Genomic DNA, 20,284 nt, shown 5'->3' with positions numbered 1-20,284 from the left:
TATTAGGATAAATCCTAGGTTGGTTTCTATCTTATTTTCGTAACCAAAAAAACAATAATCACCTGAGTAATTATATATAGAGAATATCAATGCCAAGGGTATTTCATGTGAAAGCAAGGGAGGCAAAACAAATAACAACACTTTCTTTATGGAATAATAAACCCGCAATCTATGCTGAAGATTGCGGGTTTTACTAAAATAAATAGCTGACGTTACCGATCAGAACAGACCCAGAGGCGCCGTACCGTAGCTCACCAGCAGGTTTTTCGTCTGCTGATAGGCGTTAAGCGCCATCTTATGGGTTTCGCGCCCTACGCCGGACTGTTTGTAACCGCCAAACGCGGCGTGCGCAGGGTAAATATGATAGCAGTTGGTCCACACCCGGCCGGCCTTAATGCCGCGCCCCATGCGATAGGCCAGATTGGTATCCCGCGTCCACACCCCGGCCCCAAGGCCAAACTGGGTCTGGTTAGCAATAGACAGCGCCTCGGCTTCATCTTTAAAGGTGGTGACACCGATAACCGGGCCAAAGATCTCCTCCTGGAAGCTGCGCATATCGTTGCGGCCCTGAATCAGCGTCGGCTGAATATAGAAACCGTTATCCAGTTCGGCAGAGATGCTGGCGCGTTCGCCGCCGGTCAGGATCTTACCGCCTTCATCGCGGGCGATCTTAATATAGGAAAGGATCTTATCGAACTGCTGACGCGACGCCTGAGCGCCAATCATCGTGTCGGTATCAAAGGGGTCGCCGCGGCGAATTTGCGCTACCTTGTCCATGACCCGCGCCATAAATGGCTCGTAGATAGACTCCTGAATCAGCGCGCGGGACGGGCAGGTGCAGACCTCGCCCTGGTTAAAGAAGCCCAGAACCAGGCCCTCTACCGCCTTTTCGATATACTCTTCTTCGCCTTCCATCACGTCGGCAAAATAGATATTCGGCGACTTACCGCCCAGCTCAACTGTACAGGGGATAATATTTTCCGCCGCGCAGGCCATAATATGCCGGCCAACCGGCGTGGAGCCGGTGAAGGCGATTTTGGCGATGCGTTTACTGGTTGCCAGCGCTTCGCCCGCCTCTTTGCCAAAACCCTGCACCACGTTAAGCACGCCCGCCGGGAACAGATCGCCAATAATCTCCAGCAGCAGCGTAATGCTGAGCGGCGTCTGCTCCGCCGGTTTAAGTACCACGCAGTTGCCCGCCGCCAGCGCCGGAGCCAGCTTCCAGGCGGCCATCAGCAGCGGGAAATTCCACGGAATAATTTGCCCGACCACGCCGAGAGGCTCATGGAAATGGTAAGCCACCGTCGTTTCATCAATCTCCGCCGTGCTTCCCTCCTGCGCGCGAAGGCAGCCGGCGAAATAGCGGAAGTGATCGACCGCCAGCGGCAGATCGGCGTTAAGGGTTTCGCGGATTGGCTTACCGTTATCCCAGCTTTCCGCCACCGCCAGATATTCCAGATTGGCTTCAATACGGTCGGCAACCTGCAGCAGCAGATTCGCGCGGTGCTGAGCCGACGTTTTGCCCCAGGCGTCGGCAGCCCGGTGCGCCGCATCAAGGGCGAAGTCGATATCTTTGGCATCAGAACGCGGAAACTGCCCGATGTTGCTACCGTCGACCGGGGAGGTATTCATAAAGAATTCACCGCCGATCGGTTCGACAAATTTACCGTCAATAAAGTTACCGTAGGCTGACTTCAGTGCTACCAAAGCGCCCGGCGTGCCAGGATGTGCATAACGCATCGCGAATCTCCTTCATGTAGGGTTGAAGCGCAGCGGCGTATTAGTTTTGTACGGCTGCTCGCTGCGCCTCTCCCCTATTGCAGGGGTTATGCCATTTTTCCTTATTTTAAATAATTATTTATTTTCAATTACTTAATGGATTCACTTTTCGTTCTGTCGCATGGAATGTCTCTTATGTGTCGCAAATCGCAACACTACAAAAACCTTATAGCTACAATATTGCAACACAAATAAAACCATGAGGTGTCCCGTGCCAGGAAATCCGTTTGCCCTGACGCCAGAGATCGAAGCGAGTCCGCTGCTGAGCGACTCCTGGTGCCGCAGCCAGCGCTATGGCCTCGACCCCGCCACGGATGACTTCCCTCGCCTGCACGCCAGCGAACTGGCCGAGAGGCTCGCCAACCATAGCCGCCTGCAAACGCTGGCCCAGCCGGTCGTCAATGCGCTTTCCCGCAAAGTCAACGACCTGCAATCCGTCGTGGTTCTCTCCGACGCCAGCGGTCTGGTTTTGCAAACCTTTGGCGATACGCACGCCATGCAGAAAGCGCAGCGCTTCGCTTTAGCGCCGGGCAATCTGTGGAGCGAAAGCGGACGCGGAACCAACGCCATTGGCACCGCGCTGGCGATTGACGACAGCTGCGAAATCGATGGCCGCCAGCATTTCCTGGCCAGCAACCGGGGACTTTATTGCGCCGCCGTGCCGCTGCAAAGTCCCGAGGGCAATATAGCCGGGGTGCTGGATATCTCCGGCCCGGCTCACTATCCGCACGCGCGAACGCTGGCGTGGGTGAAAGGCGCCGCGAAGCAGATAGAGTATCTGTGGTTTAAGCAGAGTCTGCATCCACAGCAGTGGCTGATGAGCCTTCACCCTCAGCCGGAGAAACTCGACGGCGTCGATGAACTGCTGCTGGTGTTTACGGACGCAGTTCTGACGGCCGCCAACCGGCTGGCGATGCGCGAATTCTCGCTCAACGCAGAACAGTTCGGCCATCTCACTTTTCAGCAGCTTTTTCCACGGTTGCGGCAAACCGCCGTCAGCATACCGCTGCCGCTCGCCGCCGGGGATCGTCACTACTATTTCCGTCTGCGCGCGCCCGCTACCGCAAGCGTCGCGGTGACCCCACGCCCAGGTATCGATCTGCCCTTCTCCAGCCAGCGCGAAGGGGAGAAGCTGCTGCGCCTGCTTAACGCCGGGATCGGTCTGTGTATCGAAGGCGAAACCGGCTGCGGCAAAGAGTACGTCAGCCGCACCCTGCACCGGCACAGCCGCTGGAGCGGCGGCAAGTTCGTCGCCATCAACTGCGCCGCCATTCCGGAATCGCTGATTGAATCCGAGCTGTTTGGCTACCAGCCCGGGGCGTTTACCGGCGCAAACAAAAACGGCTATATCGGCAAGATTCGCGAGGCCGACGGCGGCGTGCTGTTTCTTGACGAGATCGGCGATATGCCGTTAACGCTGCAGACCCGGCTGCTGAGGATCTTACAGGAGAAAGAGGTCACGCCCCTTGGCGCCAGCCGGAGCTCGCCGGTTAACTTCGCGGTGATTTGCGCCACCCACCGCAACCTGGCGCAGCGCGTCGCCGAAGGTACCTTCCGCGAAGACCTGCTCTACCGCCTGCGCGAGTTTGCTCTGACGCTGCCGCCGCTGCGCGAGTGGCCTGAACGCCCGGCGTTTATCCAGCGATTGTGGCGCGAGCTCGGCGGAGAAAAACGTCGCGTCGCGCTGGCCCCGGAGGTTGTGCAACACCTGGCGACTCAACCCTGGCCAGGCAACGTCCGCCAGCTGCAAAGCTTAATGAGGGTACTGCTGGCGCTCGCCGAAGAGGGTGAAACGCTGACGGTGGATGATTTGCCCCAGGAATACCGAAGTTCTCCCGTCCCCCGCCCGCCGCGCGGGCTTCAGCAGCACGATGCGCAGCTGATTGCCGATACGCTGGCAAGCTATAACGGCAATATCAGTAAAGCCGCGCAGGCTTTAGGCGTCGCGCGCAGCACGCTGTATCGCCGCGCCGCCCGTCGCGGGAGCCATAGCGCATAGCCTTCTGATTCGCTCAGGGCGTGAAGCGCGGTGGCCATATTACCGGCATTAGCGTTACCAGGTTTCAGCCGCGCCATTTTGTCACTGCAGCATTCATTGCTGGCGTTAGACGCTTTTTTATTTTAGACTTTACTAAATTTAGAAAAGACTAAAATAAATGAATACACCCGAACAGCTACAGGCCAGCGCCGGCGAAGCCGCCGCGCTGCTGAAAGCCATGAGCCATCCCAGCAGGCTATTGATTCTGTGCATGCTATGCGATGCGCCGGGCACCAGCGCCGGCGAACTGGCGCGCATCACCGGACTGAGCCCCTCCGCTACCTCCCAGCATCTGGCGCGGATGCGCGATGAAGGCCTGATCGGCTGCGAACGCCAGGCGCAGCGCATTCACTACTTCATTACCCGGCCAGCGGTTCAGCACATCGTCGCCGCGCTGAAGTCAATCTATTGCCCTTAAGGAGCGTTTATGACTATTGCCACTCTTTCTCCCGCCGAAGCCCGGGACCTCATCGGCCGCGGCGCGCGGCTGATCGATATCCGCGATGCCGATGAATACGCCCGCGAGCATATTCCCGGAGCGGAACTCATGCCGCTGGCAACCCTGACAAATGGCTCGGCGCTGCGCGCCAACCCTGAAGAAACGATCGTTTTTCACTGTCAGGCGGGATCGCGCACCCAGAATAATGCCTCCCGTCTGGCGCAGGCCGCCGCACCGGCGCAGGCAAAACTACTGGCTGGCGGAATTCAGGCGTGGAAAGCGGCGGGTCTGCCGGTGAAAGAGGATAAATCTCAGCCGCTACCGCTGATGCGCCAGGTCCAGATCGCCGCCGGGGTTCTGATCTTGCTTGGCGTCGCTTTAGGTTACGCTTTTAATAGCGGCTTTTTTCTGCTTAGCGCCTTCGTCGGCGCCGGATTAACCTTCGCCGGGATCACCGGTTTTTGCGGTATGGCGCGTCTTTTGGCTTTGATGCCCTGGAACCGTCGCTAGCCTCTACCTCTTTTGGTCAGTTGTTGGTAACGCTTTTGCTGAGCTATGGTTATTGTCAGCGAAAGATTTATCAGCACACAGGAGAAGCAGTATGTTTTCAGTCGGTGACCTGGTACAACCGCGCGCGGGTGGGCCAAAACTTAAAGTCGTTGAAGTCGAGGACGATCGCATTATTGCCGTTCAGGCAAGCAACGAGCAGGGCGAGAAATATACGCTGAAGGCTGCCGATGTGACGGCATATAAAGAAGACGGCGATTTTGGCGTGTGCTGATCAAGCCGGGTAACAATAACGGTGGGTCTCCCCACCGTTTTAACGATTAGATTAGGAAACTATCAAGGGATTTTCCCTCAGCCATCGCTTTCGCAAGCGGCTTCGGCATACGTCCCTGTCCGGTCCAGGTTTTCTCGGCGCCGGTATGATCGGTAAAACGATATTTAGGCGGACGCGGCTGGCGCTTTTTATTCCCTTTCGAGGAAGCGCTATTGTGGCCCACTAATTGTTCAGGGGTAATACCATCAGCAATCATTAACTCCAGCCAGGTATTTAGTTTTTCCTGATGTTCTGCCCGCTGTGCCTGAGCAGCCTGCTCTTCAGCACGTTTTTCTTCAGTGACGGTCCTTAGCTTTGCCAGCATATCTTCAAGCACGTCAATGGAGAATTCACGGGACATGGCGCGGAGTGAACGTATATTATTCAGCTTCTCTAATAGTAATGACATATAATTCAAAAATTCCCAAATAGCAAATGAAACAAAGATTACGACGCTAGTTTAATTGATACAATTATTTATTTCCAGCCTTTCACTAATTGCGGATATACCATCAGCTATATTTGACAATAAATAAGATAAACAAATCGATAAAAGCGAAATTTCCCACAGTGAATAAACCCGGTCAAAAAGAGAAATATCAACCAGCCAATGCCTTTAGCTTATTACCTGCATGCTCAGCAAGTTATCCGTATACCCCGGCCAGGCCATCACAAGGCGGCACTGTCGTTGGCGGAATAGTCATGCAAAAAATCTGAATGCTCACCCAGCAATTAAATCAGCATATCATGCTGACAATTTGCTTTTTGAAGAGTAAAAAATGCCAAAAGTGATGCACTGCCCACCGCGACGCGATTCTGTCGCGCAATCGTCCTCTTCCGCCCTGCCTCCCGCCGATCCCCACGGCGCAATAATAAACTATCTCTTTGAAAAATATTAAAAAAATAAACACCAGGAACAAAAGTAGCGTAACGAACAAAAAACAGCCTGAAGCAGAGTATTTTATCGACCAAAAGCCTTTAAATAAAAATTTATAGCTAGTTGCCTCTTTTAATGCAGAGATATAATCTACGCACATCAAAACAGGCACCCAAAAACGCTGATTAACGGCCGGTCTTTTGGCATTATCGACTTCATTTTCGAGGAGCACACCGATGTTCTCTGCGCAGTCCCGCTTGCGTCATGCGGTAGCAGACACCTTTGCGATGGTGGTTTACTGCACCGTTGTGAACATGATGATCGAAATTTTTCTCTCCGGAATGACCTTCCAGCAGTCGTTATCTTCGCGACTGGTGGCGATTCCGGTGAACATTATTATTGCCGTGCCTTACGGCTTTTATCGCGATTTCGCGATGCGCCAGGCGCGCCGCATCAGCGCGTCCGGCTGGATGAAGAATATTGCCGATGTAGTGGCCTATGTGACGTTCCAGTCACCGGTATACGTGGCGATTCTGCTGGTTGTTGGCGCCGACTGGCATCAGATCGCCGCGGCGGTAAGTTCCAATATCGTGGTATCAATGATGATGGGCGCAGCGTACGGTTATTTCCTCGACTACTGCCGTCGCCTGTTCCGCGTCAGCCCCCTACCTGCAGGCCAAAGCCTGAGTTGATACAAAAAAGCGACTGGTTCCGCCAGCCGCTTTTTGTCAGCTATACTGCGTTTCGCCAAACAGGCCACTCAGAAAACGCTCAAGCGCCATTCGCGAACTGAACCCGTGTGGAATACCATAATGCTGTTGAGCATCACCCGCTAAATAGAGCGGGAACTGCTCATAATGATCGCAGGTTTTGATATCCGACGCGGGCTCCGCAAGCGTTGTGCTGCGCTCTTTTAAAGCCGGATGAATAATTAACGCGGTACGCCCCATACGAGCTTCACGGTTCACATAAACATAATTATCGCCACGGCGATAGCCGTACGCTTTTTGCGTCACAACATCCATGGTGAAGCCGGCTTTTTCAAGAACACGCGCCACCTCATCGGGTCTTAAATACATACTCATTCCTCATTATCTTTTACCGCACGTTAACCTTACCTTATTCATTAAAGTCAACGCTTTCGGAATATTCCATAAAGGGCTATTTACAGCATAATTCAAAATCTTGTCCTACACTTATAGTCTCAATGGAATTAAGGGAGAAACCAATGGCCAACCGAGCAAACCGCAACAACGTAGAAGAGAGCGCTGAAGATATCCATAACGATGTCAGCCAATTAGCGGATACGCTGGAAGAGGTGCTGAAATCGTGGGGCAGCGACGCCAAAGATGAAGCGGAGGCCGCGCGCAAAAAAGCGCAGGCGCTGCTCAAAGAGACCCGCGCCCGGCTTAACGGCAACAACCGCGTCCAGCAGGCGGCATGCGACGCCATGGGCTGCGCTGACAGCTACGTGCGCGACAAACCGTGGCAAAGCGTCGGCGCCGCAGCAGCCGTTGGGGTATTTATTGGCGTATTACTGAATCTACGTCGATAATTAAGCTGCCAGACCCATGAAGATAACAAATACGCGTCTACCCCTGCACTGCAGGGGTTTTTGTTATCTCTTCGCGTAAAGCGCGGCATCCAGCATACGCACAGCCTGATTCGCCACTTCTGCCGACGTCAGGTTGGTGAAGCTCATTATCAGCCCCCCTTCTCCTCGACTCTCCATTCGCCAGTCGCTTAGCGCCTGGACGGCCAGACCGGCCTGCCTGGCGAGCTGCGCCAGTAGGCGATCGTCACCGGCCACCCTGACCACCATCTGGATCCCGCCCGCTTGAGGCACCACGGTAAAGCCCTGCGCGCGCAGCGCCGACTCAAGCCACAGGCGGCGCTGCGCATAGCCGGCACGCATTTTCTTCAGATGGCGCCAGAAGTGGCCTTCGCGAATAAAATCCGCCAGCGTCTGCTGCCACAGCGTCGGTGCGCTACAGCTCATTAGCGCGGCCTGTTCACGAAACTGCGCCACCAGTTGCGCAGGCACCACCAGCCAGGCGGCGCGTAATGCCGGAAACAAAGACTTACTGAACGTCCCGGCATAGATAACCCGCTGCGGGGCGTCGAGGCTTTTCAGCGGCGGTAGCGGCTTACCGTGATAGCGGAATTCGCTATCGTAATCATCTTCGACAATCCACGCGTTATTCTGCGCCGCCCATAACAGGAGCTGTCTGCGCCTGGACAGCGAGAGCGCCACGCCAAGCGGGCTCTGATGAGCCGGGGTCAGCAGTGCGAAATGGGCATTCGGGTAATGCCGCTGCGCCCAGGCAATATCCATCCCGTCTCCGTCGACCGAAACGGGGCTGATCGCCACCCCCTCGTCGTTCACGACCGGCCGGATCAGCGGAAACCCCGGATCTTCCATCCACATTTGCTGGCCAGGCCGCGCCAGCGTGCGCAAAATAAGGCGCATCGAGGCCGCGTAGCTACCGGTGATCAAGACCTGCTCAGGCCGACACTCAATGCTGCGCGACAGGCGCAAATAATCGACGATCGCCCGGCGAAGCGTCAGTTCACCGCAGGGATCGCCTGGCGCAAGGTCAAAACGCGTTTGCGTACGCAGACGACGCCCCATTACGCGCGCCCACAGGCCGCGTGGAAACAGATCCAGCGCGGGCAACCCCAGCTGAAACGGCAGCGCCGCCGCGGGCTCATCGCCCGCGACAGTCTGAACGAGCGCGTTTTGCTGCGGAATAAGCCGCTCGCTGACAAAGGTCCCCGCCTGTCCGCGCCGCTCCAGCCACCCCTGCGCGACCAGATCCCCCCAGGCGTTCTCAATGGTCTCCCGCGACACGCCAAGCTCCTGAGCATATACCCGACTCGCAGGCAGTCTGCTGCCGGGAGCCAGCTCGCCGCCCTCAATCGCCTGCTTAAGCTGTCGGGCAATGCGCTGGTAGTGCGGAATTTTTTTACCGTCCATCATGGTCTGCTTTTTTCATCACAATATGGCTATCTTATGCAGTCCATTATAGTGCTATTTTCCTCGCGTCTTAATGAGGAGAGTAAAATGAACACACTACGTCAGCCGTACAATGAACTGAGCCCGGAAGTTTATAACGCCCTGGTTCAGGCCAAAATTGCGCTGGAAAAAAGCGAGCTGGATGGCGCGCTGATAGAGCTGGTGTATTTGCGGGTGTCGCAAATCAACGGCTGCGCCTTCTGCCTGGAGATGCACAGCAAAGCCCTGCGTAAATCCGGCGTGGCGCAGAATAAGCTGGACGCGCTGGCAGGCTGGCGGGTGAGCGCCCATTTCAGCGATGCCGAACGCGCGGCGCTGGGGTGGGCGGAATCGGTCACCTATATCGCCGAAAGCCATGCGGAAGACGATGTTTATCTGCCGCTGCTGGACCATTTTAGCGCCCGCCAGATTAGCGATCTAACCTTCGCCATCAGCCTGATGAACGCCTTTAACCGCCTGGCGGTGAGCATGCGCCTGTAATTTCACGTCACAAAGTCCCGCCCCCCGCAGGATCCTTTTGCGGGGGCTAACCTTTACAAAAACCATATATATTGCGCTGTTGAACTTTTAAATAACTACATCTAGTATTTCCTTCATCGATAACCCATAGCAAGCGACGTCTGTTTGAGCGCCGTACCGCTATCTTAAATGGAAATACGAATCATGCGCATTACTATTTACACTAAAAACGACTGCGTACAGTGCCATGCCACTAAACGGGCCATGGAAACCGGCGGGTTTGAATTCGACATGATCAACATCGACCACCATCCTGAAGCCGTCGATATGCTGCGCGAGCAGGGTTTCCGTCAGCTGCCAGTGGTGATTGCCGGAGAGACCCGCTGGTCCGGCTTTCGTCCCGATATGATCAACCGCCTACGCCCGACAGTTACAACGGCCAGCGTATGAGCCTGATCGTCTACTTCTCCAGCAGTTCCGAAAATACGCACCGGTTCGTCCAGCGTCTGGGACTGCCCGCCGTGCGTATTCCGCTTAACGAGCGCGAGCGCATCCAGGTAGACGAACCCTACATTCTCATCGTCCCCAGCTATGGCGGCGGCGGCACGGCGGGCGCGGTTCCCCGACAGGCTATCCGTTTCCTCAACGATCCGCACAACCGCCAGCTCATTCGCGGCGTCATCGCCGCGGGCAACCGCAATTTTGGCGAGGCCTATGGCCGGGCTGGCGACGTCATCAAGCAGAAATGCGGCGTACCGTATCTCTATCGCTTTGAGCTAATGGGCACCCCGCAAGATGTCGACAACGTGCGTAAAGGAGTAAGCGAATTTTGGCAACGACAACCGCAGAACATATAACCACCGAGGCGCCGGATTTCCACGCTCTCAACGCGATGCTGAATCTTTACGACAGCAACGGCCGCATCCCGTTTGACAAAGACCATCAGGCGGTGGCGGCGTTTATGACCAGCCACGTTGAGCCGAAGACCGTGCCCTTTACCACTCAGGACGACAAGCTGACGTGGCTGGTCGCCGAAGGCTATTACGATGCCAGGGTGCTGACCCGCTACCCTCGCTCGTTTATTCTTGCGCTGTTCGCGCACGCTCACAGCTACGGCTTTCGCTTCCAGACGTTTCTCGGCGCGTGGAAGTTCTATACCAGCTACGCGCTAAAAACCTTCGATGGTAAGCGCTACCTTGAAGACTTTGCCGATCGTACCTGCATGGTGGCCCTGACCCTGGCGCAGGGTAACGAGACGCTGGCCCATCAGCTGACCGATGAGATCCTCTCCGGGCGCTTTCAGCCCGCCACCCCGACGTTCCTCAACGCCGGTAAACAGCAGCGCGGCGAACTGGTCTCCTGCTTTCTGCTGCGCATCGAAGACAATATGGAATCCATTGGCCGGGCGGTGAACTCGGCGCTGCAACTATCTAAGCGCGGCGGCGGCGTGGCGTTTCTGCTCTCCACTCTTCGCGAAGCCGGTGCGCCAATCAAGCGCATCGAGAATCAGTCCTCCGGCGTGGTGCCGGTGATGAAAATGCTGGAAGACGCCTTCTCCTACGCCAACCAGCTTGGCGCGCGCCAGGGGGCCGGCGCGGTCTATCTGCACGCCCATCATCCCGATATCCTGCGTTTCCTGGATACTAAACGCGAAAACGCCGATGAAAAAATCCGCATCAAAACGCTCTCGCTCGGGGTGGTGATTCCGGATATCACCTTTCAGCTAGCGAAAGAAGATGCGCAGATGGCGCTGTTCTCCCCTTACGACGTTGAGCGTCTGTACGGTAAACCGTTCGGCGATATCGCGGTGAGCGAAATGTATGCGCAACTGGTGGCCGACGAGCGGGTCAGCAAGCGCTGGATCCGCGCCCGCGATCTGTTCCAGCGGCTGGCGGAAATTCAGTTTGAGTCCGGCTATCCGTACATCATGTTTGAAGACACGGTGAATCGTGCGAACCCGATTGCCGGGCGCATCAATATGAGCAACCTGTGCTCGGAGATCCTGCAGGTCAACGCGCCTTCTACCTTTGACGAAAACCTGGATTACGCCAGCATCGGCCAGGATATCTCCTGCAACCTCGGCTCGCTGAATATCGCCCACACCATGGACTCTCCTGATTTCGCCCGCACGGTCGAGGTCGCGGTGCGCGGTCTGACCGCGGTGTCCGAAATGAGCGATATCCGTTCAGTACCGTCGGTGGCGGCGGGCAATGCCGCTTCGCACGCCATCGGCCTTGGGCAGATGAATCTGCACGGCTATCTGGCACGCGAAGGTATTGCCTACGGTAGCGAAGCGGGACTGGATTTCACCAATTTCTATTTCTATACCATCACCTGGCACGCGCTGCGCACCTCGATGCTGATAGCACGGGAAAAAGGCACGCGTTTTGCCGGATTCGAGCAGTCGCGGTACGCCAGCGGCGACTATTTCCGCCCCTACCTGGAAGGCGACTGGCAGCCGAAAACGGCGAAAGTCCGCGCGCTATTCGCCCGTGCCGGTATTGCCCTGCCCGACCGCGATATGTGGCGGCAGCTGCGCGATGACGTGATGCGCTACGGCATTTATAACCGCAACCTGCAGGCGGTGCCGCCGACGGGCTCGATTTCCTACATCAATCACGCGACCTCCAGCATCCACCCGATCGTGTCGAAGATTGAGATCCGCAAAGAAGGGAAAACCGGGCGCGTTTACTATCCGGCGCCGTTTATGACCAACGACAACCTGGCGCTGTATCAGGATGCTTACGAAATCGGACCGCAGAAGATCATCGACACCTACGCCGAGGCGACGCGCCATGTCGATCAGGGGCTGTCGCTGACCCTGTTCTTCCCCGATACCGCCACCACGCGCGATATCAATAAAGCGCAAATCTACGCGTGGAAGAAAGGCATCAAAACGCTGTATTACATCCGTCTGCGCCAGTTGGCGCTGGAAGGTACCGAAATCGAAGGCTGCGTGTCCTGCGCGCTGTAAGGAGAACAGGATGACCCATTTATCGCGCATCAGCGCCATCAACTGGAACAAGATTGAAGACGATAAGGATCTGGAGGTCTGGAATCGGCTGACCAGCAACTTCTGGCTGCCGGAGAAGGTGCCACTGTCCAACGATATCCCCGCCTGGCAAACCCTCACTCCGGCGGAGCAGCAGCTGACGATTCGCGTCTTCACCGGGCTGACGCTGCTCGATACCATCCAGAATACCGTCGGCGCCCCGGCGCTGATGGCCGACGCCCTCACCCCGCATGAGGAAGCGGTGCTGTCGAACGTCAGCTTTATGGAGGCGGTGCACGCCCGCTCCTACAGTTCCATTTTCTCGACGCTCTGCCAGAGCAAAGACGTCGATGCCGCCTATGCCTGGAGCGAACAAAACGCGCCGCTGCAGCGCAAAGCGCAGCTGATACTGGAGTACTATCAGGCAGATGAACCGCTGAAGAAAAAAATCGCCAGCGTCTTTCTCGAATCCTTCCTTTTCTATTCCGGCTTCTGGCTGCCGATGTACTTCTCCAGCCGGGGGAAAATGACCAACACCGCCGATCTGATTCGTCTGATCATCCGCGATGAAGCAGTACACGGTTATTACATTGGCTACAAATTCCAGAAAGGGCTGGAAATAGTCAGCGCCGAGAAGCGCGAGGAGATGAAAAACTTCGCCCTCGACCTGTTGATGGATCTGTATGACAACGAACTGGCCTACACCCGCGAACTGTACGCCGATAGCGGCTGGATTGAGGAGGTCAACGCCTTTCTCTGCTACAACGCCAATAAGGCGCTGATGAACCTCGGCTACGATGCGCTGTTCCCGGCGGAAATGGCCGCCGTCAATCCGGCGATCCTCGCCGCGCTCTCGCCGAATGCCGACGAAAACCACGACTTCTTTTCCGGTTCAGGTTCATCGTATGTGATGGGAAAAGCGGAAGAAACCGTCGACGGCGATTGGGACTTTTAGCCCTACTTTCACCAGGAATATATCAGCATATTTCCTGGTGATTTATTTCACATTATTTGTTTTCGCCTCACTCAATATCTTTCGGTCATCACCGTGTCATATTCAACAGTATGTCCGCGATTTCTGCCTGAATTAAGGCAACATAACTAAAAAATATCAACCACAGGTCATTCAGGCTCAGCCCTTATATCACGGGGGATGAACCGGAATTCTCCCCTGCGCATTTCCCTGGCAGCTCCACATAAAGAGTTGTCACAGATTCTCAGTATGTTAGGGTGTAAAAAAGCAATTATCACCATCGGGTACCGTATCGATATTAATAAATAACAGGAAACACTCTATTGCATGGCAATTAAATTAGAAATCAAGAATCTCTATAAGATATTTGGCGAGCACCCGCAGAGGGCTTTCAAATATATCGATAAAGGACTATCGAAAGAACAAATACTGGAAAAGACGGGGCTATCGCTTGGCGTAAAGAACGCCAGTCTGACCATTGAAGAAGGCGAGATATTCGTCATCATGGGGCTCTCCGGATCGGGGAAATCCACCATGGTTCGCCTTCTCAATCGCCTGATTGAACCCACCCGCGGCCAGGTCCTGATCGACGGCGTCGATATCGCTAAAATCTCTGACGCCGAGCTCCGCGAGGTGCGCAGAAAAAAGATTGCAATGGTTTTTCAATCCTTTGCGCTTATGCCGCATATGACCGTGCTCGACAACGCCGGTTTCGGTATGGAGCTGGCCGGCGTGCCGACTCAGGAACGCCAGGAAAAAGCGCTGGAGGCGCTGCGTCAGGTCGGCCTGGAAAACTATGCTCATGCATACCCGGACGAACTCTCCGGCGGTATGCGCCAGCGCGTTGGTCTCGCCCGCGCGCTGGCGATTAATCCCGATATTCTGTTAATGGATGAAGCCTTCTCGGCGCTCGACCCATTAATTCGTACCGAGATGCAGGATGAGCTAACTAAATTACAGGCCAGACATCAGCGTACCGTGGTCTTTATTTCCCACGATCTTGATGAAGCCATGCGTATTGGCGATCGTATTGCCATTATGCAAAATGGTGAAGTGGTTCAGGTCGGCACGCCGGATGAAATACTCAATAATCCGGCCAATGATTATGTCAGAACCTTCTTCCGCGGCGTCGATATTAGCCAGGTATTCAGCGCCAAAGATATTGCCCGCCGCAGCCCGGTGGGTCTGATTCGTAAAACGCCCGGTTTCGGCCCGCGCTCCGCGCTGAAATTATTGCAGGATGAAGACCGCGAATATGGCTACGTCATTGAACGCGGGAATAAATTTGTTGGCATTGTCTCCATTGATTCTCTCAAAGCCGCGCTGAGCGAAGGCCAGGGAATCGATGCGGCGTTAATCGACTCCCCGCAGGCGGTGGATGCGCAAACGCCGCTCAGCGAACTCCTCTCTCACGTCGGCCATGCACCGTGCGCGGTGCCGGTTGTCGACGAGGGGCACCAGTATATCGGCATCATTTCCAAACGAATGCTGCTGCAGGCTTTAGATCGCGAGGGGGCAAACAATGGCTGATCAATCTAACCCGTGGGACACCGCACCGGCGGCGGATAGCGCAGCGCAATCCGCCGATGCCTGGGGCACCTCTACGCCAGCGCCGACCAACGGCGGCGGCGCCGACTGGCTGAGCAGCGCGCCCGCGCCGCAGCCGGAACACTTCAATATTATGGACCCGTTCCATAACACGCTGATCCCGCTCGACAGCTGGGTCACGCACGGTATCGACTGGGTGGTGATGCATTTCCGTCCGCTATTCCAGGGGATTCGCGTACCGGTGGATTACATCCTGAGCGCCTTCCAGCAGCTGCTGCTGGGTATGCCGGCGCCGGTGGCGATTATTATTTTCTCGCTGATTGCCTGGCAGATTTCCAGCATCGGCATGGGCGCGGCGACGCTGATTTCGCTGATCGCTATCGGTGCTATCGGCGCCTGGTCGCAGGCGATGGTAACCCTGGCGCTGGTGCTGACCGCGCTGCTGTTTTGTATGCTGATCGGCCTGCCGCTTGGGATATGGCTGGCGAGGAGCCCGCGGGCGGCGAAAATCATCCGTCCGCTGCTCGACGCGATGCAGACCACGCCGGCGTTTGTCTACCTGGTGCCCATTGTGATGCTGTTCGGTATCGGCAACGTTCCGGGCGTGGTGGTCACCATTATCTTCGCTCTGCCGCCGATTGTCCGCCTGACCATTCTGGGGATTAACCAGGTGCCGGCGGATCTGATTGAGGCGTCGCGCTCCTTCGGCGCCAGCCCGCGTCAGCTGCTGTTTAAGGTTCAGCTACCGCTGGCCATGCCGACGATTATGGCCGGGGTCAACCAGACGCTGATGCTGGCCCTGTCGATGGTGGTCATCGCCTCGATGATTGCCGTTGGCGGTCTCGGCCAGATGGTACTGCGCGGCATCGGTCGCCTTGATATGGGCCTGGCCACCGTTGGCGGCGTCGGGATTGTTATCCTCGCCATTATTCTTGACCGTCTGACTCAGGCCGTAGGACGGGACTCGCGCAGCCGCGGCAACCGCCGCTGGTATGCAACCGGCCCTCTGGGGCTGATTACTCGCCCTTTCTGTAAATAAGAGCCCATCCCCCCGGGAGCCGGGGGGATAGACTTCCCTTCTGATAAGTAAAAGGAACAACGATGCGACATACAGCGATCCTTGCCACAGCGTTAACCGCCCTCATTTCCACCACCGCCTTCGCGGCGGATCTGCCTGGCAAAGGCATTACCGTTAAGCCAATTCAGAGCACCATTTCGGAAGAGACCTTCCAGACCCTGCTGGTCAGCCGCGCGCTGGAGAAACTCGGTTATACCGTCGATAAGCCGAGCGAAGTGGATTACAACGTCGGCTATACCTCGCTCGCTTCCGGCGACGCCACCTTTACCGCCGTCAACTGGCAGCCGCTGCACGACGATATGTACGCTGCCGCCGGCGGCGATAAAAAGTTCTACCGCGAAGGCGTGTTTGTGAACGGCGCGGCGCAGGGCTATCTGATTGATAAGAAAACCGCCGAGCAGTACCACATCAAATCTATCGATCAGCTAAAAGATCCGAAAATCGCCAAACTATTCGACACCAACGGCGACGGCAAAGCCGACCTGACCGGCTGTACGCCTGGCTGGGGCTGTGAAGCGGTGATTAACCATCAGCTTGATGCCTATGGTCTGAATAACACCGTCACCCACAATCAGGGGAACTATGCCGCCATGATGGCCGACACCATTGCCCGTTATAAAGAGGGCAAGCCGGTCATCTACTACACCTGGACGCCTTACTGGGTCAGCGATGTGCTGAAACCGGGTAAAGACGTCGTCTGGCTGCAGGTACCGTTCTCCTCCCTGCCGGGCGTGCAAAAAAATATCGACACGAAGCTCTCTAATGGCGCCAACTACGGCTTCCCGGTCAGCACCATGCATATCGTCGCCAACAAAGCCTGGGCCGAGAAAAACCCAGCGGCGGCGAAGCTGTTTAGCATCATGAAGCTGCCGATTGCCGATATCAACGCCGAGAATGCCATGATGCACGAGGGGCATGGTTCGGAAGCGGATATTCAGGGCCACGTCGACGGCTGGATCAAAGCCCACCAGCAGCAGTTTGACGGCTGGGTAAACGAAGCGCTGGCCGCGCAGAAATAATCTCCCGCTTTTATCGCGTTTCCCCGGAAAGGCTCCCGCCTTTCCGGGCCATCAGAACGTACAGACTCAACCTTCGCTATCATCGCCCCGCCCTTCCCGCTCGATGGTTTTATATGCAAAAAAAGTGCATAACTTTAAGCGTCGGCCTGTTAGCGGCTGTTAAGCCGCACGGCTCTCTGCTAAGGTAAATCTACCTGTTTAATCATGTGATTTTCACGTGAGTGATTAATAAGCAATTCCTATGGAAAATCCTGACGCATTGACGCACTCTCCTCCCGCTGACGCGGCCACGCTGGCTGAAGGCCTGAAAGACAGCCTGCCGATCGTCATTAGCTATATTCCCGTGGCCTTCGCCTTCGGCCTCAACGCTACGAAGCTCGGTTTCACTCCCCTGGAAAGCCTGTTCTTCTCCTGCATTATTTACGCGGGCGCCAGCCAGTTCGTGATCGTCGCAATGCTGGCGGCGGGAAGCTCGCTGTGGGTCGCCGCGCTCACCGTCATGGCGATGGACGTTCGTCACGTGCTCTACGGCCCTTCCTTGCGCAGCCGCATCCAGCGCGCGCTGAGCGACAAAAAAACCGCGATCTGGGCGTTCGGCCTGACCGATGAGGTCTTTGCCGCCGCCACCGCTAAACTGGTACGCGACGGTCGACGCTGGAGCGAAAGCTGGATGATCGGTATCGCTTTTCTGTCATGGGCGTCGTGGGTCTTCGGCACGCTGATCGGCGCGTATTCAGGTAGCGGCCTGCTGACCGACTTTCCGGCGGTGGAGGCGGCGCTGGGTTTTATGCTTCCCGCGCTGTTTATGAGTTTTTTACTGGCTTCTTTCCAGCGCAAGCAGTCGCTTAGCGTGACCGCCGCGCTGGCAGGGGCGCTGGGGGGAATGATTCTGTTTTCCATACCCGCCGCCATTCTGGCCGGGATTGTCTGCGGCTGCCTGACCGCTCTGGTACAGGCCAGCATACAGGGGATGCCCGATGAACAGTGATGTCCTGACGATCGGCGTTGTGGTCGGCTGCGTAAACTATCTGTTTCGCTATCTGCCGTTGCGCCTGCGTGCCGCTAACGCGCGTCCGACGCGTCGCGGTCCGATCGGCGTGCTGCTCGATACCATCGGCATCGCCTCTATTTGCGCGCTGCTGGTGGTCTCCAGCGTGCCGGAAATTCTCCACGATGCCCGCCGCCTGCTGCCTACGTTGGCTGGCTTCGCCGTACTTGGCCTGACCTTCTGGAGAACGCGCAGCATTATTTTGCCTACGCTGTTAAGCGCTCTAACCTACGGTGTTGTCTGGAAAATCGGCCTGTGGCTATAAGCCTAAAGTATCAATTTTTGTCAATAATTCATTTGATTTATTTGTCACAATAGTTATTATATCGACTGTAATTAATGAGGTCATAACCAAAATGGATAGTTCGTTTACTCCCATTGAGCAAATGCTCAAGTTCCGCGCCAGCCGTCACGAAGACTTTCCTTTTCAGGAAATTCTGCTCACCCGCCTTTGCATGCATATGCAGGGAAAGCTGCTGGAAAACCGTAACAAGATGCTGAAAGCGCAAGGGATTAACGAGACATTGTTTATGGCGCTGATCACGCTTGAGTCTCAGGAAAACCACAGCATTCAGCCTTCCGAGCTGAGCTGCGCGCTGGGCTCTTCGCGCACCAACGCCACGCGCATTGCCGACGAGCTGGAAAAACGCGGCTGGATTGAGCGCCGCGAAAGCGATAACGATCGTCGCTGCCTGCATTTACAGCTCACCGAAAAGGGGCATCAGTTCCTGCGCGAAGTGTTACCGCCGCAGCACAACTGCCTGCATCAGCTCTGGTCTTCTTTAAGCACCAGCGAAAAAGATCAGCTCGAGCACATCACCCGTAAGCTGCTTGGTCGCCTCGACCAAATGGAAGAGGATGGCGTGCTTGCGGAGTCTCTGCGCTAAGCGCGGAACCAGCCGCTCAACGCTTTTTCTGGATTGACAAGGAAACGAACAGGCCAGCAGATCTTCTGCTGGCCTTTCTGATAAACAGGTCGGCTCAGCCGATGTGAAATAATAAGATCGTGGAGAATAACATGAGCGCAAATGCGGAGAGCCAAACCCCGCAGCAACCGGGCAGCAAAAAAGGGAAGCGTAAAGGCGCCCTACTGCTGCTGACCTTGCTCTTTATTATTGTTGCCGTGGCATACGGGATTTATTGGTTTTTAGTACTGCGTCACTTCGAAGAGACCGATGACGCGTACGTGGCAGGGAATCAGGTTCAAATTATGGCGCAGGTGTCCGGCAGCGTGACGAAAGTCTGGGCCGACAATACTGACTACGTGCAAAAAGGCGATCCGCTGGTCACCCTCGACCAGACCGATGCCCAGCAGGCGTTTGAAAAAGCGCAAACCCAGCTGGCCGCCAGCGTGCGTCAAACTCGCCAGCAGATGATCAACAGCAAGCAACTGCAGGCCAGCATTGAGGTTAAAAAAACCGCGCTCTCCCAGGCGCAGACCGACCTTAACCGCCGTATTCCGCTGGGGGCCGCCAACCTGATTGGCCGCGAAGAGCTGCAGCACGCCCGCGACACGGTTGCCAGCGCCCAGGCCGAACTGGACGTGGCGATTCAGCAGTACAACGCCAACCAGGCGATCGTGCTGGGCACGAAGCTGGAACAGCAGCCTGCGGTACTGCAGGCGGCCACTGAAGTGCGTAACGCCTGGCTGGCCCTGCAGCGGACGAAAATCGTCAGCCCGATTAGCGGCTACGTTTCGCGTCGCTCCGTACAGCCCGGCGCGCAAATCAGCAGCACCACGCCGCTGATGGCCGTCGTTCCGGCGACCAATCTGTGGATTGACGCCAACTTTAAAGAAACGCAGCTGGCGCATATGCGTATCGGTCAGCCGGCCACCGTGATCAGCGATATTTACGGCGACGATGTGAAATACACCGGTAAAGTGGTCGGACTCGATATGGGTACCGGTAGCGCCTTCTCGCTGCTGCCCGCGCAGAACGCCACCGGCAACTGGATCAAAGTGGTTCAGCGCCTGCCGGTACGTATCGAGCTGGATGAAAAACAGCTGGCAGAGCACCCGCTGCGCATCGGCCTTTCGACCCTCGTTGAGGTAAACACCACCGACCGCGGCGGCGAGATGCTGGCAAGCCAGGTGCGTAGCTCCCCGGTTTACGAAAGTAATGCCCGTGAAATCGGCCTTGAGCCGGTCAATAAGCTGATAAACGACATCATCCAGGCCAACGCCGGATAATTCGGGG

Annotated in this window: 21 protein-coding genes and 1 pseudogene; 18 read left to right on the top strand and 4 right to left on the bottom strand. The window is 56.2% G+C overall.

Annotated elements, in window-relative coordinates:
* Nucleotides 1–219: 219 nt before the first annotated feature.
* Nucleotides 220–1,740: an acetaldehyde dehydrogenase ExaC gene (exaC, locus tag K7H21_RS06275; RefSeq protein WP_004123921.1), complete on the bottom strand. Its 1,521-nt coding sequence runs from the start codon at nt 1,738–1,740 to the stop codon at nt 220–222.
* Nucleotides 1,741–1,990: 250 nt separating this feature from the next.
* Between exaC and K7H21_RS06270 the strand changes: the two genes are divergently transcribed.
* From K7H21_RS06270 to K7H21_RS06255, 4 genes are all read left to right on the top strand, one after another.
* Complete coding sequence (locus K7H21_RS06270) at nt 1,991–3,778, top strand: sigma-54-dependent Fis family transcriptional regulator (protein WP_004123925.1); 1,788 nt, start codon at nt 1,991–1,993, stop codon at nt 3,776–3,778.
* Between the two features lie 157 nt (nt 3,779–3,935).
* Entirely contained in the window at nt 3,936–4,235 is a 300-nt protein-coding gene (locus K7H21_RS06265) for an ArsR/SmtB family transcription factor (RefSeq protein WP_049114729.1), read from the top strand.
* 9 nt (nt 4,236–4,244) lie between these two features.
* On the top strand, nt 4,245–4,766 hold the full coding sequence (locus K7H21_RS06260) for a rhodanese family protein (RefSeq protein ID WP_049114730.1): 522 nt from the start codon (nt 4,245–4,247) through the stop codon (nt 4,764–4,766).
* Between the two features lie 91 nt (nt 4,767–4,857).
* Nucleotides 4,858–5,037, top strand: a complete 180-nt coding sequence (locus K7H21_RS06255; RefSeq protein ID WP_004123934.1) for a YodC family protein — start codon at nt 4,858–4,860, stop codon at nt 5,035–5,037.
* Between the two features lie 46 nt (nt 5,038–5,083).
* Here the strand turns inward: K7H21_RS06255 and stpA are convergent, their stop codons facing one another.
* Nucleotides 5,084–5,485 (bottom strand): DNA-binding protein StpA, encoded by a 402-nt coding sequence (gene stpA, locus K7H21_RS06250; protein ID WP_004123936.1) that lies wholly within the window; start codon nt 5,483–5,485, stop codon nt 5,084–5,086.
* A 704-nt stretch (nt 5,486–6,189) separates the two neighbouring features.
* On the opposite strand from stpA, the pseudogene alaE reads away from it, so the two are divergent.
* A pseudogene (alaE, locus tag K7H21_RS06245) lies at nt 6,190–6,640 on the top strand (L-alanine exporter AlaE).
* A gap of 41 nt (nt 6,641–6,681) precedes the next feature.
* Here alaE and K7H21_RS06240 read toward each other — a convergent pair.
* Nucleotides 6,682–7,032: a DUF2002 family protein gene (locus K7H21_RS06240; protein ID WP_004123942.1), complete on the bottom strand. Its 351-nt coding sequence runs from the start codon at nt 7,030–7,032 to the stop codon at nt 6,682–6,684.
* Nucleotides 7,033–7,181: 149 nt separating this feature from the next.
* Between K7H21_RS06240 and K7H21_RS06235 the strand changes: the two genes are divergently transcribed.
* Nucleotides 7,182–7,508, top strand: a complete 327-nt coding sequence (locus tag K7H21_RS06235; protein WP_004123945.1) for a DUF883 family protein — start codon at nt 7,182–7,184, stop codon at nt 7,506–7,508.
* A 63-nt stretch (nt 7,509–7,571) separates the two neighbouring features.
* Here the strand turns inward: K7H21_RS06235 and pdxR are convergent, their stop codons facing one another.
* A complete protein-coding gene (gene pdxR / locus K7H21_RS06230) occupies nt 7,572–8,930 on the bottom strand; it encodes a MocR-like pyridoxine biosynthesis transcription factor PdxR (protein WP_223035881.1) in 1,359 nt (452 codons plus the stop codon).
* Between the two features lie 87 nt (nt 8,931–9,017).
* Between pdxR and K7H21_RS06225 the strand changes: the two genes are divergently transcribed.
* From K7H21_RS06225 to emrA, 12 genes are all read left to right on the top strand, one after another.
* Nucleotides 9,018–9,449, top strand: coding sequence for a carboxymuconolactone decarboxylase family protein (locus K7H21_RS06225; protein WP_004123949.1), 432 nt, complete (start codon nt 9,018–9,020; stop codon nt 9,447–9,449).
* Nucleotides 9,450–9,632: 183 nt separating this feature from the next.
* Nucleotides 9,633–9,878, top strand: coding sequence for a glutaredoxin-like protein NrdH (nrdH, locus tag K7H21_RS06220; protein ID WP_004123953.1), 246 nt, complete (start codon nt 9,633–9,635; stop codon nt 9,876–9,878).
* Nucleotides 9,875–10,285 (top strand): class Ib ribonucleoside-diphosphate reductase assembly flavoprotein NrdI, encoded by a 411-nt coding sequence (nrdI, locus tag K7H21_RS06215; RefSeq protein WP_004123956.1) that lies wholly within the window; start codon nt 9,875–9,877, stop codon nt 10,283–10,285. Before nrdH ends, nrdI begins: the two co-directional genes overlap by 4 nt.
* A complete protein-coding gene (nrdE, locus tag K7H21_RS06210; protein ID WP_223035654.1) occupies nt 10,258–12,402 on the top strand; it encodes a class 1b ribonucleoside-diphosphate reductase subunit alpha in 2,145 nt (714 codons plus the stop codon). The genes nrdI and nrdE overlap by 28 nt, the downstream gene beginning before the upstream one ends.
* Nucleotides 12,403–12,412: 10 nt before the next feature.
* Entirely contained in the window at nt 12,413–13,375 is a 963-nt protein-coding gene (gene nrdF, locus K7H21_RS06205) for a class 1b ribonucleoside-diphosphate reductase subunit beta (protein WP_004123962.1), read from the top strand.
* Between the two features lie 345 nt (nt 13,376–13,720).
* Nucleotides 13,721–14,923 carry a glycine betaine/L-proline ABC transporter ATP-binding protein ProV gene (gene proV, locus K7H21_RS06200; RefSeq protein ID WP_004123964.1) on the top strand — a complete coding sequence of 401 codons (1,203 nt, stop codon included), beginning with the start codon at nt 13,721–13,723 and terminating at the stop codon, nt 14,921–14,923.
* On the top strand, nt 14,916–15,980 hold the full coding sequence (proW, locus tag K7H21_RS06195) for a glycine betaine/L-proline ABC transporter permease ProW (protein ID WP_004123967.1): 1,065 nt from the start codon (nt 14,916–14,918) through the stop codon (nt 15,978–15,980). The genes proV and proW overlap by 8 nt, the downstream gene beginning before the upstream one ends.
* A gap of 62 nt (nt 15,981–16,042) precedes the next feature.
* Complete coding sequence (proX, locus tag K7H21_RS06190; RefSeq protein WP_014226500.1) at nt 16,043–17,038, top strand: glycine betaine/L-proline ABC transporter substrate-binding protein ProX; 996 nt, start codon at nt 16,043–16,045, stop codon at nt 17,036–17,038.
* Between the two features lie 241 nt (nt 17,039–17,279).
* Nucleotides 17,280–18,026 (top strand): AzlC family ABC transporter permease, encoded by a 747-nt coding sequence (locus K7H21_RS06185; RefSeq protein WP_049123156.1) that lies wholly within the window; start codon nt 17,280–17,282, stop codon nt 18,024–18,026.
* Nucleotides 18,016–18,351 carry an L-valine transporter subunit YgaH gene (gene ygaH / locus K7H21_RS06180; RefSeq protein ID WP_004123982.1) on the top strand — a complete coding sequence of 112 codons (336 nt, stop codon included), beginning with the start codon at nt 18,016–18,018 and terminating at the stop codon, nt 18,349–18,351. Before K7H21_RS06185 ends, ygaH begins: the two co-directional genes overlap by 11 nt.
* Before the next feature lie 91 nt (nt 18,352–18,442).
* The gene (mprA, locus tag K7H21_RS06175; RefSeq protein ID WP_004104785.1) at nt 18,443–18,973 is read left to right on the top strand and encodes a transcriptional repressor MprA; all 531 of its coding nucleotides are present in this window, start codon (nt 18,443–18,445) and stop codon (nt 18,971–18,973) included.
* Nucleotides 18,974–19,104: 131 nt separating this feature from the next.
* On the top strand, nt 19,105–20,277 hold the full coding sequence (gene emrA, locus K7H21_RS06170; protein ID WP_004123983.1) for a multidrug efflux MFS transporter periplasmic adaptor subunit EmrA: 1,173 nt from the start codon (nt 19,105–19,107) through the stop codon (nt 20,275–20,277).
* The last annotated feature ends 7 nt before the right edge of the window (nt 20,278–20,284 follow it).

This window comes from Klebsiella sp. CTHL.F3a, assembly GCF_019890895.1.
In the GTDB taxonomy this organism is placed as follows: domain Bacteria; phylum Pseudomonadota; class Gammaproteobacteria; order Enterobacterales; family Enterobacteriaceae; genus Klebsiella; species Klebsiella grimontii.
The sequence above is the reverse complement of the archived record's forward strand: the minus strand, read 5'-3'. Positions and strand labels throughout refer to the sequence as shown.